Here is a 16,320-nt window from a genome sequence, read left to right on the forward strand (position 1 = left end):
CTGCCCGCGTGCCTGCCCGTTTTGTCGCGCCCCACGTGGGCGCGTGGATTGAAATTTGACGCGAGGCTGCCCGCGTGCCTGCCCGTTTTGTCGCGCCCCACGTGGGCGCGTGGATTGAAATGTTGAATGCTACCGTGCAAAGTGGTACAATTATGGTCGCGCCCCACGTGGGCGCGTGGATTGAAATGAGCATGTGCAGCGCAAGACGGAGGAAGCGAATGTCGCGCCCCACGTGGGCGCGTGGATTGAAATCCCGTGCCGGAAGAGCTGCACTATGAATGGTACCGTCGCGCCCCACGTGGGCGCGTGGATTGAAATACCTGAACACGCTGAAGGAGTACGCCACGCTTGCGTCGCGCCCCACGCGGGCGCGTGGATTGAAATGACACAGAAAAGGCAAAATTTGCATTACTGCGCCGTCGCGCCCCACGCGGGCGCGTGGATTGAAATGCGGCATGCCGTGCTATATGAGCAGAGGTACGGCACGTCGCGCCCCACGCGGGCGCGTGGATTGAAATAGGTACCTTGACGTTCGGCAGCTCCGCCGTCGGCGTCGCGCCCCCACACGGGGCGCGTGGATTGAAATTTCTGGGACGCCGTGCCCGTGCACAACGTGCGTTAGTCGCGCCCCCATGCGGGGCGTGTGGATTGAAATGGCGAACCTGTGGCGCAGGGCAGGCCGCGCTTTAGGTCGCGCCCCCATGCGGGGCGCGTGGATTGAAATGGGCGGCTCGTGCAGACGCAGACGCGCCACGGCACGTCGCGCCCCCATGCGGGGCGTGTGGATTGAAATCGTGACAATCGAGCAAAACAAGCAAGGTAAATGGGTCGTGCCCCCACGCGGGCGCGTGGATTGAAATTTTGCGGTGCGCTTACTGATGCGATCGACCGCCCGTCGGCCCCCACGTGGAGCGCGTGGATTGAAATACGGCGCGGCTTGCAGGGGCAATCCACTTCGTGGGTCGCGCCCACACGGGCGTGTGGATTGCAATCCGAAATACGCCGACAAGAAGAACCTCCGCACATGTCGCTCCCCACGCGCGCGTGAGACACAGATAAGTGCGACACTCAAAAACGCGAGGAATACGGGCTTTGGTAAGCCTCCTGTGAGGTGTGCTTGGTCAAGGATGCGCGAGAGAATATTTTGTGCATTGAGTCCTGAAGAATGATTTAAACAAAACTCTTGACGCACCCAGAACTCGCGAAAAAAGGAGAGGCATCATGGAGCAGCGAATCAAATACAATCCAAAGGATTATGTCGACTATCTGGAAGAAAGCATGACGCTTTTCGCCGAAGCGATGCAGGGGGGAGATGTATTCCTCATGGAACACGCATGGCGGCGTGTGTACAACGACACGAAACAGGCGATGAAGGGAGGAATGCTGTCTCCCAAAGACCGTGCTGAGATGCTTTTCTGTTGTGACGAGTTGATTTCGAATGCTTGATATTCTATATAGAATGGCATACGAATCACTAGGACAGGTCGAAGAAACGAGGGATTCATCATGGAAGCAGTCTATAAGTACGATCCGCAAGATTACGAAGAACTTCTTCGCGACTATATGGAAGAATTTTATCGAGCTTATGAAGAAAAGAATCATCTCCAGATGGTTCTTGCTATGCAGAGGCTTCATTCCGAAACGAAATATGCCATGAAGGAAGGCGATATTTCATCAGGCACCCGGGAGGAAATGCTGACATATTTCGGAGGGTTGATTGATGGTTGATCTGACACATGTGAAGTGGCTGCCGAATCGTTTCGGCGGTTCAGAGAGCAAGTGGACGATGCAGTACAACGACAAGCTCTATATGGTGAAGTTTCCCGATCCCAATCGAGCGCTGAAACAAACATCACAGCCATACATCAACAATCATTTCTCTGAATATATCGGCTGCCATATATTTCAGATGCTGGGGATTCCAGCACAAAACACTTTCTTGGGACGTGCTACGCCGCCGAACAGTGAAAAAGAGAAGCTTGTGGTGGTGTGCGAGGTGTTTTCCCCGAGCAACGAAGGTATTCTCATTGAATTCAGCAAGTTCTTTTTACATGAGACGGACAGCAAGAAACGGAGCAAGACTACGATTGACGATGTTATGTATATCATCGATACTGATGTGACGCTCAAGGACAAGATGCTCTTGAAAAAGTTTTTCTGGGAAATGTTCGTAGTGGATGCTGCTATTGGCAATACGGATCGTCATTTGGATAATTGGGGCGTGATGGCATCGTCTGATGGCAAAATATCTCCCGCGCCTGTATATGATTGCGGTTCAGCGCTTTCTCCGCTAGTGTCTGACAGGGAAAAAGAGGAACTCTTGGAAGATGATATAAGCTTCAAAAATACAGAGTATAACTTGTGTTCTGTCTATCGCTATCAAGGAAAGCGAATCTTCTATCATGAAATCTTGAAAGCGCCTCCGGCTGACCTGCATCGGTCGATTTTGGAGATCGTCCCAAGAATCAAGTTCGCGGCACCGCGCATCGATGCGCTGATTGATGCGACGGAGGGAATGACCGACATCTCCAAAACCTACATGAAGAAATCCCTCGCCATGCGCTTGAATCAGATGCTGCTTCCGGCATGGAAGAAAGCGCAGGAGCATCAGGCTCGCGAGGATGGGGAAAGCCGCGGCTTCAGCCGCTGACACAAATGGCAAGAGCAGAAGAGAACAGTCCGATGAGCAGCACATACACCTACAACGACTATCTGCGCGATCTCTTGAAGGATGCGTCTTGCATCCTCGCCTACGATACGGCTGCGGATTATCTGGAGCTATGGAGCGGCAGTATGAATCCGCTTACGGCGAAGATTTATGTCTGCAAGCCTCTACACATCAAAGGAACGACGGAATATCTGATTTCTTCCTTTGAAGCTGTGGAACATGAGAATCGCCTCGCTGTCGAGAAGGCGAAAAAAATCGCCGCAGAGCTTGAAACTCTGCGGCAGGAATTCTAGGAGATGCGCGGCGAAGCCGAAGCCGACAAGATGAACATTCAATTTTGCCGGGGAGTGCCGGAGAAGCACGGATAAAGATTCAGAGGATGGAGAAAGGCAAGCCGTATCTGCGGTTATTGCTGATGCGGGCCGTGGCCTGCTCCGTGGCCACCGCGACCGTGACCGTGTCCGCCGCCTTTGCCGCGATGCGGACAGCGCCCTTCACCCATGGTGGCGTCCTGTCCGTGACGGTGTGTGTGCGCTTGGCTTTCACCGTGGTGCTGACCGCAGTGACCTTCGCCCTCGCCGTGACGATGCTGACCTTCGCCCGCGCCGTGCGCGTGGGAACAGCGATGGCCGCCTTCGGCGTGCTCATGTCCCTCACCGTGATGCGAGCAGTTTGCTTCCGTCGTATAGTCGAGCGTACCGGCGAGATGCTGTGCGACAGCTTCGTCCGCCGCACCCTTGACGCCGGCGTAGACGCGGATGCCAGCATCTCGGAGCGCTTCGATCGCGCCCGCGCCGATACCGCCGCAGATGAGCGCATCGACTTCGTTTTCCTTCAAAAATCCAGCGAGTGCGCCGTGACCGCTGCCTTGCGTGCTGACGACCTCCGATTTCTCTACGGCGTCCTCCTTGATGTCGTAGAATTTGAATGCCTGCGAGTGGCCGAAGTGCTGGAACACCGTGCCGTTTTCATTTTCATAGGGGACTGCGATTCTCATCGTTCCTTCTCCTTTCTTTCTCGGGGGCGAAAAGCAATAGTCTTGACGCGCTTCTGCACGCGGGCAGCATTTGCCGCACGGTGCGGACATGTCGCAGAGTTGGTAGAAGCCGCCTTCGATGATGAGCGGTCTGCCGTGAACGAGGCTCTCGGCGATTTTTTTGCGTGCTGCGGCATAGATTTCGGCGACCGTCGTGCGCGAGATCGCCATGCGTTTGGCGCATTCCTCCTGCTTGAGCCCGTCGTGGTCGATGCTGCGTATGCACTCGTACTCTTCGAGGAGCAGGGTGACGGCCTCGCCGCCGGGAAAGCCCGCAGGCGTGAAGCGCTCGTAGGCGGGACGCACGCAGATCCTTCGCCCCCGTGTCGGTCTTGGCACAGCCCCCGCCTCCTTTAACATATTTTACGGATTTGTTATCGACATATGTCGATAACTGTGTTATGATCGTATCATGGAAGGTACAGAGTGTCAAGCCGTTTTGGCGAAAACTGCAGGATTTAGCCCTTTCATGGAGAAAAGAACAATATCGTTCATCAAAATAGAGGAGGGATTTCATGGCAAAGGAAACGATACAGAAGGACGTCGTCATCATCGGTGCGGGCATGGCAGGGCTGACGGCGGCGCTCTATGCGGGACGCATGAATTTTTCGACGCTCGTCCTGGAGAATGCCATTGTCGGCGGGCAGATTGCGAACGCCACGGGCATTGAGAATTATCCGGGCTTTTTGAGCGTCTCGGGCAGCGACCTCATTCAGACAGTGCAGCAGCAGGCGGAGAAGTTCGGCGCTGTCGTCGACGAGTTCGATGCGATTGAGAAGGTCACGCTCGAAGGCGCAGTCAAGCGCGTCGAGACGGAGAGCGCCGTTTACGAGACGCCCGTCGTCATCATCGCCTCGGGCATGAGCCGCAGGAAGCTGCCGCTCGCTGAGGAAGCAAAGTACGCGGGGCGCGGCGTCCACTATTGCGAGCTTTGTGACGGACACATGTATCAAGATAAAATCATTGCTGTCATGGGCGGCGGCAATGCGGCGCTCGATGCGGCGAACTTCCTCTCGCGTTACGCGAAGAAGCTCTACCTTGTGCATCGCTCGCGCCTTCGTGCCGACGAAGTTTCGCAAAAGCGTCTCCGAGAAAATCCCAAGGCGGAGATCTTGCTCGAAACGGAGATCCGTGCCCTGCGGGGCGAGGGAAAGCTCGAATCTATCGAGATTTTTGACAAGAAGGCGGGCGAGGCACGGGAACTTGCTGTCGACGCCATATTCGTCAACATCGGTGTGCAGCCGAACACGGCGCTCTTTGAAGGACAGGTTGAGATCAACGAGAAGGGTCATATCGTCGCGGGCGAGGACTGCCGCACGAATATCCCCGGCGTTTTCGTCGCCGGCGACATCCGTGAGAAGGAGATCCATCAGCTGACGACTGCCGCATCCGACGGCACGACGGCGGCGCTTCTCGCCGAGAAGTACATCACAGGAGGGAAAACATCATGGTAAAGGTCTATTCCATCACGCAGTGCCCTTGGTGCGACAAGGTCAAGAAGTATCTGAAGTCGAAGAACATCGCCTACGAGGAGCACAACATCGAAGAGGACGAGACGGCGCGCAAGGAGTGCGAGGCCATCTCGGGCGATCTCATCGTGCCGGTGACGACGGTCAACGGCAAGGATTTCGTCGTGAGCTTCGACAAGGCGAAGCTCGATGCGATTCTCGGTATTTGAGAGTGACTGCTGCCGCAGGCAGTATCGAAAAACGCCCGCATGTGCAAAAGTGCATGTGCAGGCGTTTTTTCAGTCTGCGCCCTTCGGGCTTGACTTCTTGGGGTTTCATGGTAAACTACACGCACAAACGTCCACTTTGTGGACATTGTGCGCCGCCCTTACATGAAAGAGCCAATCAGTCTGCGCCTACGGCTTGACTTCTTGGACTTTCATGGTAAACTTTTTGGACATATGTTCAGCCGTCGCGCGAAGCAGCATGAGCTGTTTTTCGTCCGCTTTCTGCGACAGCTTCATCAAGGAGGCACGCTGTACATATGTCCACACGCCTTACATGAAACCGGCCAATCAGTCTGTGCCCTTCGGGCTTGACTTCTTGGGGTTTCATGGTAAACTATAAATTGCTATATTAGCCACATTAGCTCGATGGAACTTGCAGTGTGTGGGGGAGGAAATGGGACTTTCATGGAGAAGTTGATTATAAAGGGCGGCTGTCGGCTTGCGGGACGCGTGAAAATCAGCGGTGCGAAGAACGCTGTGCTGCCCATCATCGCCGCGACGCTTCTGGGGCAGGACGCCCCAAGCCGCTTAGAGGAGGTTCCTTCGCTCGATGATGTGCATACGATCACGGAGGTGCTGCGGGCGCTCGGTGTACATGCTACGTTCGACAAGGCGGCGAGCGCGCTGACCGTGGACAGCTGCGAGATCAAGCGGACGGAAGCGCCCTACGAGCTTGTGCGAAAGATGCGCGCTTCTTTCCTCATCATGGGGCCGCTGCTCGCACGCCTTGGTCATGCGAAGATCTCGCTGCCGGGCGGCTGCGCCATTGGCACCCGCCCCATCGACCTGCATCTCAAGGGCTTCGAGGCCCTGGGCGCAAAGATCGAGATCGGGCATGGCTACATCGAGGCGCGCGCTGACGCGGGACTCAAGGGCGCGCGCATCTATCTCGACTTCCCGAGCGTCGGCGCGACGGAAAACATCCTCATGGCGGCCTCGATGGCACAGGGGCAGACTGTGCTCGAAAACCCTGCGCAGGAGCCGGAAATCGTCGATCTCGCGAACTTCCTGAACGTCATGGGCGCGAAGGTGCGCGGCGCGGGTACAAACGTCATCAAGATCGAGGGCGTCAAAAAGCTCACAGGGCACAACTATACGATCATCCCTGACCGCATCGAGGCGGGCACCTACATGGTCGCCGCCGCCATGACGCAGGGCGACGTCTATATCGAAAACGCTATTTCCGAGCATCTGAAGCCCGTCATCGCCAAACTCAAGGAGGCGGGCGTCACGATCGAGGAGGCTGTTGAGGGCATTCGCGTGACCTGCGACCACAGGCCGAAGGCGGTCGACATCAAGACGATGCCGTATCCGGGCTTTCCGACAGACATGCAGGCGCAGTTCATGGCGCTCCTCGCCATCGCAGACGGTGCGGGACTCGTGACAGAAACGGTCTTCGAGAACCGTTTCATGCATGTGGATGAACTGAAGCGCATGGGGGCGTCCATCAAGATTGACGGGCGCACGTCCATCGTCGAGGGCGTCGATCATCTGACGGGATGCCAGGTCAAGGCGACCGATCTGCGTGCCGGCGCTGCCATGGTGCTCGCGGGTCTCGTTTCCGAAGGCGAGACGCAGGTCGGCTATATCCACCACATCGACCGCGGCTATGACAAGCTCGTGGAGAAACTCGTGGGGCTTGGTGCGGACATTCGCCGCACGGATGATTGAAGGGAAATCGATAGCAGATGCAACCGGTTGCTGCAAATAAAAATTGACATTCCTACGGGAAAAGTGATATATTGTTTCTATTGATGCGCTCGTAGTCCAGTGGATAGGACGTTAGCCTCCGGAGCTGAAAGCGTGGGTTCGACTCCCGCCGAGCGCACCATGGGATGACCTGAAGGAGGGCGCGCTTTCGCGCCCTTTTTATCATATCTGCGAGAGGCGGAAGGTACGATGAACGAAAAGGCGAGCGCGGCGATGCGCCAGTTCCTTGAAGCGATGGGACTCGATCTCGCGGCGTGCGGCATGGAGAAGACGCCGGAGCGCGTGACGGAGATGTTTGAGCTGCTCTTTTCGGGCTGCGGCGAAGATGCGTCTTCGGCTTGGGGCGAGCTTTTCGAGACGAAGGCGCGTGGACTGACAGCGGTGCAGCACATCCCGTTTTATTCGCTGTGCGAGCATCATCTCGTGCCGTTCTTCGGCGAGGTGCATATCGCCTATTTGCCGAAGGACGGTAAGGTCGCGGGCTTCGGTAGGTTCGTCCATGTCGTGCATCTTCTCGCAAGGAGGCCGCAACTGCAGGAGCGGTTTACGCGCGAGATCGCGGACGCAGTGCTCGGCGGGCTTTCGGCAGAGGGCGTGCTCGTCATCGTCGAGGCGCGTCAGCTGTGCATGATGATGCGCGGCGAGCTTGCACCCGGGACGCGCACGCTGACTTCGGAGACGGGCGGCACGATCGCCGCCGATGCGGCTCTTGGCAAGGAGGCATGGGATCTTCTGATGCGCGGAGCGAAGGAGGGATGAGGCAGATGAAGGCGAAGAGGCATTACCGACTGCCGTCGGGCAAGGAGCTGACCGTCGGCGAAGGGACGCTCGTCATGGGCATATTGAACGTGACGCCCGACTCTTTCTCAGACGGCGGCAAGTGGAACACGCTCGATAAGGCGCTCGACCACGCGCTTTCGATGGTCGAGGACGGCGCGGCGATCATCGACGTCGGCGCGGAGTCGTCGCGCCCGGGCTTCGTGCCCGTGTCGGCGGCAGAGGAGATCGAGCGGCTCGCGCCCTTCTTGGAGCATATCGCGCCGAAGATTCCCGTGCCGATCTCCATCGACACGTTCAAGGCGGAGACGGCACGCGCTGCCTTGCGGCTTGGCGCGGACATCCTCAACGATATATGGGGCCTGCAGTACGCGGCGGAAGAACGCGGCGCGATGGCTCGCGTCGCAGCCGAGTACCACGCGCCCGTCGTCGTCATGCACAATCAGACGGGTACGGTGTACAGGACGGACGTCATCGAAGCTATGCAGGATTTCTTCCGCGAGAGCTGCGCCATTGCCGAGGAAGCGGGCGTGGCGAAAGAGAACCTAATCTTCGATCCGGGCATCGGCTTCGGCAAGACGCCCGAGACGAACATCGAGGTACTGCATCGTCTGCATGAGCTGATGAAGCTCGACGGAGAAGCGTATCCGCTGCTTTTGGGCGCGAGCCGCAAGAGTTTCATCGGCTATGCGCTCGATCTCCCTGTCGAGGAGCGGCTTGAAGCGACGGGCGCGGCGACGGTTTTGGGCGTCGCCGCAGGCGCATCCATCGTGCGCGTGCACGACGTCAAGGAGATCGCACGCATGTGCCGCATGGCGGACATCATCTTGGAGGGCGGGAAGCATGGACAGGATTGAGCTTTCGGGCATGGAGTTTTTCGGCTATCACGGCTGCTTTGCTGAAGAGCGTCAAAAGGGACAGAAATTCATCGTCGATGCCGTGCTCTGCCTTGACCTCGCTGAAGCGGGGCGCATGGACGAGCTTTGCAGGAGCGTCAATTATGCCGAGGTGTTCGAGGACGTGCGCACCGTTGTTGAGGGAGAAGCGAAGAATCTCATCGAGGCGGTAGCGGAGGAAATCGCAGCGCAGCTTCTCAAAAAGTATGCGGCGCTTACACGCGTTGAGATCGCCGTGCATAAGCCTCAGGCACCGCTTGCAGGCGCATTCTGCGACGTCTGCGTGCGCATCGAGAGGGGCCGCGCATGAACGGCGAAGAGGCGAGAGCTGGCGAACGGGTGAGGAACGTGCACCTTGCGGAGCGGGGACTTGCGCATAATATTGCAGGGCGTACGCAGAGAATGTATCGCATCTATCTTGGTCTCGGCGCGAACCTCGGTGACCGTTGCGCTTCCGTGCGGCGAGCCTTGCGACTTTTGGCTCATCTTGAGGATACGCGGCTCCTACGCGTATCCTCTTTTTATGAGACGCCGCCGTGGGGAAACGAGAAGCAACCGCCGTTTCTTAATGCCTGCGCCGCTTTGGAGACGCGCCTTTCGCCCCTCGTGTTCCTGCGCCGCGCTCAGCGCATCGAGCGTGCGCTCGGCCGCGTGCGCAAGGAGCATTGGGGGCCGCGCACGATCGACATCGACCTGCTCTTCGCCGAAGGATTCGAGAGTGCAGTGCCAGAGCTTCGCCTGCCGCATCCGTATATTCACGAACGGGCCTTCGTCCTTTTGCCCTTGACGGAGATTGCTTCCGGGTTGATTGTCCGAGGCAGGAAAATCGACGAATGGTTGGAGGATCTTTCGGAATCTGCCGCTTGCCGCAGGTGTGGCGTATATCGTCCTATGAAAAAATGACAGAAGGTTTTTTCTTCCAAAAGAAAAGCTATCTTTTCCTGCTGGAACATGGTAAGCTACACGCACAAACGTCCACTTTGTGGACATTGTGCGCCGCCCTTACAGAAGCCTAGCCAATCGGTCTGCGCCTATGGCTTGACCTCTTGGGGCTTCATGGTAAACTACACGCACAAACGTCCACTTTGTGGAAATTGTGCGTCGCCCTTACAGAAGCCTAGCCAATCGGTTTGCGCCTATGGCTTGACCTCTTGGGGCTTCATGGTAAACTACACGCACAAACGTCCACTTTGTGGAAATTGTATGCCGCCCTTACATGAAAAAGCCAATCGCTCTGCGCCCTTTGGGCTTGACCTCTTGGATTTTCATGGTAGAATAGACTCGGTTGATTGAGATTTCATGAGAACTACGCCAAGGAATTTGGATGGCGCGACTGTCCTCTCCGTGGTATCTTTAGGAGGGAAATGCATGGCGAGATTCAGTATGCAGGAAGCGCGTCAGCTGGAGCAAAATCTTGCACATATATATGATTTCGCTCGTTTTGTGGATGCAAAGGCATGTGAGGTGCTTCATCTTGAAGCAGATGGTACGGTGCAGCGCGAGGGGCGTTGCTTCACCACTTGGGGAAGGACGCGTCGCTGCCGGCACTGCACGAGCTTCTGCGCCGCCGAGACGCAGTCAAACTTTGAAAAGGATGAAATTTCGGCCGACAAGATCTACCATATCCTTTCCGCACCGGTTGAGATCGAGATGCCGGATAAGAGTATCCTGCATTGTACGATAGAACTGGTGACGAACTACCCGCGCAATGCGGATACGCGCGCGATGTGTGACCGCGAGGTGCTGCAACTTCTTTCGCGTGCGAAAGATACGGCTCATGCGGGCGTCTTGTGCTTCAATATAGAGGATTCCTGCATTTATGCCAACCTTGAAGCATACCGTGCCTTCCAGGTGCCGCCGGGCGAGCTTGAGGCTCTGCGCACTTTCTTCATGACGTGGCTCAAGGACGAAAGCTGGGATTTTCCGTGGGAAAGCGCGGCAGCGTGGGAGCAGGAATTCTTCCTCGAAGGCGAGCGATTCGTTTATCGGGTGACGATGGCGAAACTCTTTGACGCGGACGGGCATTACAAGGGCTATTATTACACGATCCGTGACCGGCAGGGAGAGATGGAGGAGCAGGACGAGACGTCATCATGGTCGCGCGACAAGCTCACGGGACTTTATGACCGCGAGGGCTTCTACGGCGCTGTGCGCGAGGAACTTGACTACGGCGTGAAGGGAAAACGCTGCATCATCTGTTCGAACATCAAGGATTTTAAACTGGTCAACGAGCTTCTCGGCGAAGAGAAAGGAAATGAGATCCTGAAGAGCCTGGCGGAATTTTTCACCGACCTTGCCATGGATTCGGGCGCGGCAGCGCGTCTGCACGGCGACCATTTTGCCGCCTATGTGGACAAATCGCGCTTTACGGAAAAGGATTTGCTCGACGGCCTGGAACATTTGGGACAGGCGTTCGACAGCAATTCATTCAAGTTGAACATTCATCTCGGCATCTATGAGATCCAGGAGCTGCAGATGCCCGTTTCCGTCATGTGCGATCGTGCGCACCTTGCACTTTCCTTCTTGCACGATGAGAACGGCAACAAGGTGGCATTCTATGACGATGCCTTGATGGAGCGCACACTGCGCGAAAAGGAAATCTTGGGAAGTTTCGAGGAAGGCTTGGCCGAGCGCCAGCTCGCCGTCTACCTGCAGCCGCAGGTTTCGACGGAAGGCGAACTGCTCGGCGCGGAGGCACTCGTGCGCTGGGATCATCCCGAAAAAGGCTTCCTCGCGCCTGGGCAATTCATCGGCATACTGGAGAATGCGGGACAGATTCATCGCCTTGACCAATATGTCTGGGAAGAGGCGGCGGCGATTCTGAAAAGTTGGCAGGGAACAGAAAAGGAAGGGCTTACGATCTCCGTCAACATTTCCGTGAATGACATGCTTCATCTCGACATTTTCCAGACGATGACGGACATTGTGAAGCGGCATGGCATCGACGCCAAACAGCTGAAGCTGGAAATCACAGAGACGGCCTTGATGGGAGACATCGAAAAGTATAGCAAGCTCATCCGCAGTCTGCAGGAGGCGGGCTTTGAAGTCGAGATCGATGATTTCGGCAGCGGCTACTCCTCGCTTTCCATGCTCAAGGACATCGAGGCGGACATTCTGAAAATCGATATGGGGTTCTTGCGCCAGACGGGTAATCCAAAGCGTAGTTCCGTCATATTGAATGCCGTCATCGCCATGGCAAAGTGGCTCGGCATGCGCGTCATCACGGAAGGCGTGGAAACGAAGGAGCAGGTCGAGCATCTTCGGTCGCTTGGCTGCGATATGTTCCAGGGGTATTTCTTTGCGAAGCCCATGCCAGTCGAGGAGTTCGAGACAAAGTATTTTCAGGAAGCATCGAATATATCTGCGCTTACTGAAGCCGGACGGTGATGGAAAAAGTTGCATGAGGAGGATTTCATGCAGAGGTACGAATCGTCCTGGCGCAAGGGAGGAATGCTGGAAATGAAAAAGGGTTGGATGAAGCGTGCGGGGTGGCGAGCCTTCGTGCTTAGCGCATGTGCTTTTGGGGGATGGAGTGCGCAGGCCTTCGCCGCCCGCATCGACCCGCAGGAGCTTGAGCAGCTGCGTGGTACGGTCGGTATGTTGTTCGAAGACGTCGAGGAATTTTACCATGTGACGCTCTTGATTGAATCGTTCATGGTCTTCATGCTGCTAGCGCTGATCGTTGTCGGGCTTGTCGGCTATATCAAGCTGAGAAAGGAAGTTCGCGAACTGCGGCGGCGCGTTTGCGGCGAGGACGATTTTGCGGCAGAGCCGCCCGAGGACATCGACTCTCCCTTTGAGCCTATGCCAGAGCCAGAGTCGATGCCTGAGCCTGAACCAGAGCCTGAGCCTGAGCCGATGCCAGAGCCTGAACGAGAGCCGGAATCACCGCCGATCGTACGCTTTATGGAAGCGTACAGCGAGGCGAACGATATAGAAGACCCCGCTCTGCAAAAAGCGCGCTTTGCCAGCCTCTTGGCGGAGTTCTCCAGCAAACGGTTCACCTGCACGAATCCTGAGGATCGGAAGACGAACCCGAATGCGCCACCGACGTTTGAAACGAGGGATGAAGGCGACTTCTGGGCTGTTGAGAAGGGCGACGGTTCGGACGATTACTATGTCATTCCCGATCCCACGCTTCCGTACAGTGAGGAACGCCATCGCTTCTGCGGCATGAAGGAAGCATTCGCCTCGAACTACCAGGAGGGAAAGACGTACACGCACATGGAGGTCGAAGCTCCTGCGCGTTTCAGCCTCATGGGCAGTCTCTGGGCGCCGCAGCGCCCCGGCAAGATCATGCTGTCGGGAGAATAAGACGTATAGGAAGAATGAGGAACTCCGGCAGGAAGAGATTTTTGCTGGAGTTTTTCGTCCCTTTGCACATGAAAACCCCGCAGGTCTGGAGCCTGCGGGGTTTTCATGTAAAGATGCGGTGTCACACTTTGAACTTGACGGATTCTTCCTTCAGATTCTTTGCGGAGTCTGCAAGGCCACGCGAGCTTGCGGCGATTTCTTCCATGCCCGCGGCCTGCTCTTCGGTGGCGGCAGATACATTCTGCGAGGCGTCGCTCGCACGTTTCGCGGAATTGTTCACGTTCTCGCTGAGGTTCACGATCGTGTGGATGCGTCCGTCGAGGATCTGCATTGTGTCGGTGATCTGTGCGCTGTCGTCGCTGCAGATGCGGATGAGCTCTAGGATGCGCGAGAAGCCCTGGCCTGTCGAAGAGACATTCTCCAGCCCCTTCTCAGCCTGTTCGCGGCCGTCCTTCATGGCGCTGACTGCTTGCTCCGTCTCGGTCTGGATGGAACTGATGAGGTCGCCGATCTGCTGTGCTGCCTGCTGGGATTCTTCGGCGAGCTTTCGGACTTCCTCGGCGACGACGGCAAAGCCGCGTCCGTTCTCGCCGGCGCGCGCAGCCTCGATGGCGGCATTCAGAGCGAGGAGATTCGTCTGCTCGGCAATGCCCGAAATCGTCGAGATGATCTCGCCGATTTCCTGCGAGCGCTGACCGAGCTTTTCGACAATCTGCGCCGATTGGTCGACCGTCTCAGAAATTGTGTTCATCTGCTCGACGGTCGATTTCACGAGGTCATTACCTTCGTTGGCGCGCTCGACGGTGTCCTCGATGTTCTTGCGGATCGTGGCGATGCGGCTGACGGCTTGGCTGATGCCGTCGGACAGGGCGTCAATCTCATGCTTCGTTTCGCCGAGAGAATCCATCTGGACGGCAGCGGACTCGGCTACCTCCGTGATGGACTGAGCGACGCTCTGCGTGGCCTCAGCAGACTGGTTGGCGTTCGCCGTGAGCTGCTCGGATGTGTCGGAGACGAAAGCGGCGGTGTCTTGGATCTTCTTCGTCATCGAGCGCATGTTGTCAATCATGCCGTTGAACGCTGTCGCCATCTCACCAAATTCGTCCTGATTCTCCACGGGCGCATGAACGCTGAGGTCGCCGCCTGCGGCGCGGCGCACGGCCTGCAGGAATCCTTGCACGGCGTTGTTGATTTCGCGGCGCAGCCAGTAGAGGACGGCGAGCGTCAGGGCGATGACGAGGAGCAGAGCGACGATGGTGATGACGGCGATCTGCGTTTCTTTTGCCTGGCTGAGTTCCTTCTGCGTCGCAGCGTCTTTGATGCAGTTCTGAGCGTCCTGGTTGATGCCGGCGACAGCGGCATCGAACGCCTTGACGAGCTCGGGCGCAAGGATGAAGGTTTCGGCCTCTTCCCGATTGTCCGCCTTCTTCATGGCATCGCCCGCCTGACTCATGCGCTTGTAGTTCTCCCAAAGTTCCTGCTCTGCATCGAGTTCGGAGAGCGCCTGTTTCGTGATGTCGGGCGAGCCGAAATCCGTGTTTTTCTTTGCCTCGCGCAGGGCATTGAACGCATCATCCACATCCTGACGCGCATCTTGGATCTTTTGGGCGAAATCTTGTTTCTGCGCAGGATCAGTTGACACCACCTGATAGAAGATGTAGAGGCGCGTCTTCTGCATGGCCTGCGCGACCCTGTTCGAATTGGCGACGAGGGTCGTGCGTTGGTTGATCCCCGTATTGAGATCGTCGAGTTCACTTACGGAATGATAGGCGAAGACGCCGAAAGCAATGAAGGCAATGAGCAAGATGCTGAAAGAGAACAGAATCTTGTTTGCCACGGTCATGTTTTTCATTAGAACCATCTCCATTGATTTACGTTGAGTTGAAACTTTACTCTATTAGCCTTCGACGTTCTGAGGAAAAATCCTTCGAGAAATTTTTTCTGATTTTAATGGATTTTTTTCGTTTTGTCGTATCGCGGAAAATGGAAGAAGAAAAAGCCCCCCGATACGCCTTCTGTGCTGAGATGGCGGTACTGAGCGGCTTTTCGCTATAGGAAGCGCTGATAAAATGAGGTCGCCCAGATTTGCACAGATGCGCTGTATCTATCGAGGAGACAAACCGCAGGCGTAGCGGTGCTACGTCGAGGATTTGTCGACGACGAGAGGACAGCGCAGATGTGTGAAGATGGGTGGCTGAATTTATCAGTGATTCCTATAGTTTGCGTCCCTTGCGGGACAGCAGTTTACGATTCTTTGAAGTCATCGACCTCGGTTGCATCATGCTCGGGCAGTTCTTCCAAGAGTAACGCCGCAGCGTCGACCCAGTCGCCCTCGAACGACTCGATCTTGCCGGCGTCGCAGAGCGCGGCGAGCTTCGGCTCGATCGGCAGGCGCGCGAGAAGCGGCAGGTAGTAGTCGCGGGCGATCTCCTCGATGTGGCTGTCGCCGAAGATCTTGTGCTCTGCCGAGCAGTTGGGGCACTTGAAGTACGCCATGTTCTCGATGATGCCGAGGATGGGGGCGTTCATCAGTCCGGCCATCTTGACCGCCTTTTCGACGATCATGGAGACGAGCTCCTGCGGCGAGGTCACGACGATGATGCCGTCGATGGGCAGGGACTGCAGCACGGTCAGAGGAACGTCGCCCGTTCCCGGCGGCATGTCGACGAAGAGATAGTCCTCATTCTCCCAGACGACGTCCTGCCAGAACTGCTGCACGACGCCCGCGACGATGGGGCCGCGCCAGACAACGGGGTCGGACTCTTCCTTCAAGAGCAGGTTGATCGACATGATGTCGATGCCGCCCGCGCTCTTCAAGGGTCGGATGCCTGCAGCATCGGCGTTCGCCTTCTCTACTTCGCCCTTGACGCCGAAGACCTTCGGGATCGAAGGCCCCGTGATGTCGGCGTCGAGCACGCCGACGCGATGGCCGCGCCGCGCCATGGCGGTCGCGAGAAGCGAGGTGACGAGGGACTTGCCGACACCGCCCTTGCCGCTCATGACGGCGATGACGCGCTTGACATGGCTGTGTTCGTTCGGTGGTGTAAGAAGGCTCTGTGGCTCCTGCTGTGCGCCGCCGCAGCCGCCCGCCGAGGAACAGCTACTGCAGCCGCTGCTGCAATTTTCACTCATGATGGATCTCTCCTTTGCTATACACATAATGGAAAATTTTTCTGAATGGATA

At 56.8% G+C, this 16,320-nt stretch carries 16 protein-coding genes, 1 tRNA gene and 1 CRISPR repeat array; of the genes, 14 read left to right on the forward strand and 3 right to left on the reverse strand.

All coding sequences use genetic code 11. The features are described 5' to 3' along the window. Positions 1 to 25: 25 nt before the first annotated feature. Positions 26 to 992: a CRISPR direct-repeat array (repeat unit 32 nt; unit sequence GTCGCGCCCCACGTGGGCGCGTGGATTGAAAT). Between the two features lie 229 nt (positions 993 to 1,221). The 4 genes from RWS31_RS05595 to RWS31_RS05610 are packed head-to-tail and all read left to right on the forward strand — an operon-like array spanning position 1,222 to position 2,961. Further along, a complete protein-coding gene (locus RWS31_RS05595) occupies positions 1,222 to 1,446 on the forward strand; it encodes a glycosyl transferase (protein WP_314596597.1) in 225 nt (74 codons plus the stop codon). 60 nt (positions 1,447 to 1,506) lie between these two features. Continuing rightward, complete coding sequence (locus RWS31_RS05600) at positions 1,507 to 1,728, forward strand: hypothetical protein (RefSeq protein WP_314596598.1); 222 nt, start codon at positions 1,507 to 1,509, stop codon at positions 1,726 to 1,728. Next, positions 1,721 to 2,650: a HipA domain-containing protein gene (locus RWS31_RS05605; RefSeq protein ID WP_314596599.1), complete on the forward strand. Its 930-nt coding sequence runs from the start codon at positions 1,721 to 1,723 to the stop codon at positions 2,648 to 2,650. The genes RWS31_RS05600 and RWS31_RS05605 overlap by 8 nt, the downstream gene beginning before the upstream one ends. 5 nt (positions 2,651 to 2,655) lie before the next feature. Next, positions 2,656 to 2,961 carry a hypothetical protein gene (locus tag RWS31_RS05610; protein ID WP_314596600.1) on the forward strand — a complete coding sequence of 102 codons (306 nt, stop codon included), beginning with the start codon at positions 2,656 to 2,658 and terminating at the stop codon, positions 2,959 to 2,961. A 113-nt stretch (positions 2,962 to 3,074) separates the two neighbouring features. Here the strand turns inward: RWS31_RS05610 and RWS31_RS05615 are convergent, their stop codons facing one another. Next, positions 3,075 to 4,043, reverse strand: coding sequence for a DUF134 domain-containing protein (locus tag RWS31_RS05615; RefSeq protein ID WP_314596601.1), 969 nt, complete (start codon positions 4,041 to 4,043; stop codon positions 3,075 to 3,077). A 176-nt stretch (positions 4,044 to 4,219) separates the two neighbouring features. On the opposite strand from RWS31_RS05615, the gene RWS31_RS05620 reads away from it, so the two are divergent. From RWS31_RS05620 to RWS31_RS05665, 10 genes are all read left to right on the forward strand, one after another. After that, positions 4,220 to 5,158, forward strand: coding sequence for an FAD-dependent oxidoreductase (locus RWS31_RS05620; RefSeq protein WP_314596602.1), 939 nt, complete (start codon positions 4,220 to 4,222; stop codon positions 5,156 to 5,158). Next, the gene (locus tag RWS31_RS05625) at positions 5,152 to 5,382 is read left to right on the forward strand and encodes a glutaredoxin domain-containing protein (protein ID WP_314596603.1); all 231 of its coding nucleotides are present in this window, start codon (positions 5,152 to 5,154) and stop codon (positions 5,380 to 5,382) included. The genes RWS31_RS05620 and RWS31_RS05625 overlap by 7 nt, the downstream gene beginning before the upstream one ends. 462 nt (positions 5,383 to 5,844) lie before the next feature. After that, entirely contained in the window at positions 5,845 to 7,110 is a 1,266-nt protein-coding gene (gene murA, locus RWS31_RS05630; RefSeq protein ID WP_314596604.1) for a UDP-N-acetylglucosamine 1-carboxyvinyltransferase, read from the forward strand. Between the two features lie 85 nt (positions 7,111 to 7,195). Beyond that, positions 7,196 to 7,270: transfer RNA gene (locus RWS31_RS05635), tRNA-Arg, on the forward strand. A 68-nt stretch (positions 7,271 to 7,338) separates the two neighbouring features. Continuing rightward, a complete protein-coding gene (gene folE, locus RWS31_RS05640) occupies positions 7,339 to 7,908 on the forward strand; it encodes a GTP cyclohydrolase I (RefSeq protein WP_314596605.1) in 570 nt (189 codons plus the stop codon). A gap of 5 nt (positions 7,909 to 7,913) precedes the next feature. After that, positions 7,914 to 8,783, forward strand: a complete 870-nt coding sequence (gene folP / locus RWS31_RS05645) for a dihydropteroate synthase (RefSeq protein ID WP_314596606.1) — start codon at positions 7,914 to 7,916, stop codon at positions 8,781 to 8,783. Then, positions 8,770 to 9,132 carry a dihydroneopterin aldolase gene (folB, locus tag RWS31_RS05650; RefSeq protein WP_314596607.1) on the forward strand — a complete coding sequence of 121 codons (363 nt, stop codon included), beginning with the start codon at positions 8,770 to 8,772 and terminating at the stop codon, positions 9,130 to 9,132. The genes folP and folB overlap by 14 nt, the downstream gene beginning before the upstream one ends. Continuing rightward, a complete protein-coding gene (folK, locus tag RWS31_RS05655; RefSeq protein ID WP_314596608.1) occupies positions 9,129 to 9,725 on the forward strand; it encodes a 2-amino-4-hydroxy-6-hydroxymethyldihydropteridine diphosphokinase in 597 nt (198 codons plus the stop codon). Before folB ends, folK begins: the two co-directional genes overlap by 4 nt. 465 nt (positions 9,726 to 10,190) lie before the next feature. Then, on the forward strand, positions 10,191 to 12,209 hold the full coding sequence (locus RWS31_RS05660; protein ID WP_314596609.1) for a GGDEF domain-containing phosphodiesterase: 2,019 nt from the start codon (positions 10,191 to 10,193) through the stop codon (positions 12,207 to 12,209). Between the two features lie 63 nt (positions 12,210 to 12,272). Beyond that, complete coding sequence (locus RWS31_RS05665; protein WP_314596610.1) at positions 12,273 to 13,136, forward strand: LapA family protein; 864 nt, start codon at positions 12,273 to 12,275, stop codon at positions 13,134 to 13,136. Between the two features lie 121 nt (positions 13,137 to 13,257). Here RWS31_RS05665 and RWS31_RS05670 read toward each other — a convergent pair whose 3' ends face one another. Next, positions 13,258 to 14,988: a methyl-accepting chemotaxis protein gene (locus RWS31_RS05670; protein ID WP_314596611.1), complete on the reverse strand. Its 1,731-nt coding sequence runs from the start codon at positions 14,986 to 14,988 to the stop codon at positions 13,258 to 13,260. A gap of 392 nt (positions 14,989 to 15,380) precedes the next feature. Then, complete coding sequence (locus tag RWS31_RS05675; RefSeq protein ID WP_314596612.1) at positions 15,381 to 16,268, reverse strand: Mrp/NBP35 family ATP-binding protein; 888 nt, start codon at positions 16,266 to 16,268, stop codon at positions 15,381 to 15,383. Positions 16,269 to 16,320: the final 52 nt, after the last annotated feature.

Origin of the sequence: uncultured Selenomonas sp. (genome assembly GCF_963528755.1) — a bacterium.
In the GTDB taxonomy this organism is placed as follows: domain Bacteria; phylum Bacillota; class Negativicutes; order Selenomonadales; family Selenomonadaceae; genus Selenomonas.

Excerpts from the sequence above, each read along its gene's own strand:
- folP (WP_314596606.1), top strand. The coding sequence starts at position 7,914 with ATGAAGGCGAAGAGGCATTACCGACTGCCGTCGGGCAAGGAGCTGACC.
- RWS31_RS05595 (WP_314596597.1), top strand. The coding sequence starts at position 1,222 with ATGGAGCAGCGAATCAAATACAATCCAAAGGATTATGTCGACTATCTG.
- murA (WP_314596604.1), top strand. The coding sequence starts at position 5,845 with ATGGAGAAGTTGATTATAAAGGGCGGCTGTCGGCTTGCGGGACGCGTG.
- RWS31_RS05620 (WP_314596602.1), top strand. The coding sequence starts at position 4,220 with ATGGCAAAGGAAACGATACAGAAGGACGTCGTCATCATCGGTGCGGGC.
- RWS31_RS05600 (WP_314596598.1), top strand. The coding sequence starts at position 1,507 with ATGGAAGCAGTCTATAAGTACGATCCGCAAGATTACGAAGAACTTCTT.
- RWS31_RS05660 (WP_314596609.1), top strand. The coding sequence starts at position 10,191 with ATGGCGAGATTCAGTATGCAGGAAGCGCGTCAGCTGGAGCAAAATCTT.
- RWS31_RS05625 (WP_314596603.1), top strand. The coding sequence starts at position 5,152 with ATGGTAAAGGTCTATTCCATCACGCAGTGCCCTTGGTGCGACAAGGTC.
- RWS31_RS05605 (WP_314596599.1), top strand. The coding sequence starts at position 1,721 with ATGGTTGATCTGACACATGTGAAGTGGCTGCCGAATCGTTTCGGCGGT.
- RWS31_RS05610 (WP_314596600.1), top strand. The coding sequence starts at position 2,656 with ATGGCAAGAGCAGAAGAGAACAGTCCGATGAGCAGCACATACACCTAC.
- RWS31_RS05670 (WP_314596611.1), bottom strand. The coding sequence starts at position 14,988 with ATGAAAAACATGACCGTGGCAAACAAGATTCTGTTCTCTTTCAGCATC.
- folE (WP_314596605.1), top strand. The coding sequence starts at position 7,339 with ATGAACGAAAAGGCGAGCGCGGCGATGCGCCAGTTCCTTGAAGCGATG.
- folK (WP_314596608.1), top strand. The coding sequence starts at position 9,129 with ATGAACGGCGAAGAGGCGAGAGCTGGCGAACGGGTGAGGAACGTGCAC.
- RWS31_RS05675 (WP_314596612.1), bottom strand. The coding sequence starts at position 16,268 with ATGAGTGAAAATTGCAGCAGCGGCTGCAGTAGCTGTTCCTCGGCGGGC.
- folB (WP_314596607.1), top strand. The coding sequence starts at position 8,770 with ATGGACAGGATTGAGCTTTCGGGCATGGAGTTTTTCGGCTATCACGGC.
- RWS31_RS05665 (WP_314596610.1), top strand. The coding sequence starts at position 12,273 with ATGCTGGAAATGAAAAAGGGTTGGATGAAGCGTGCGGGGTGGCGAGCC.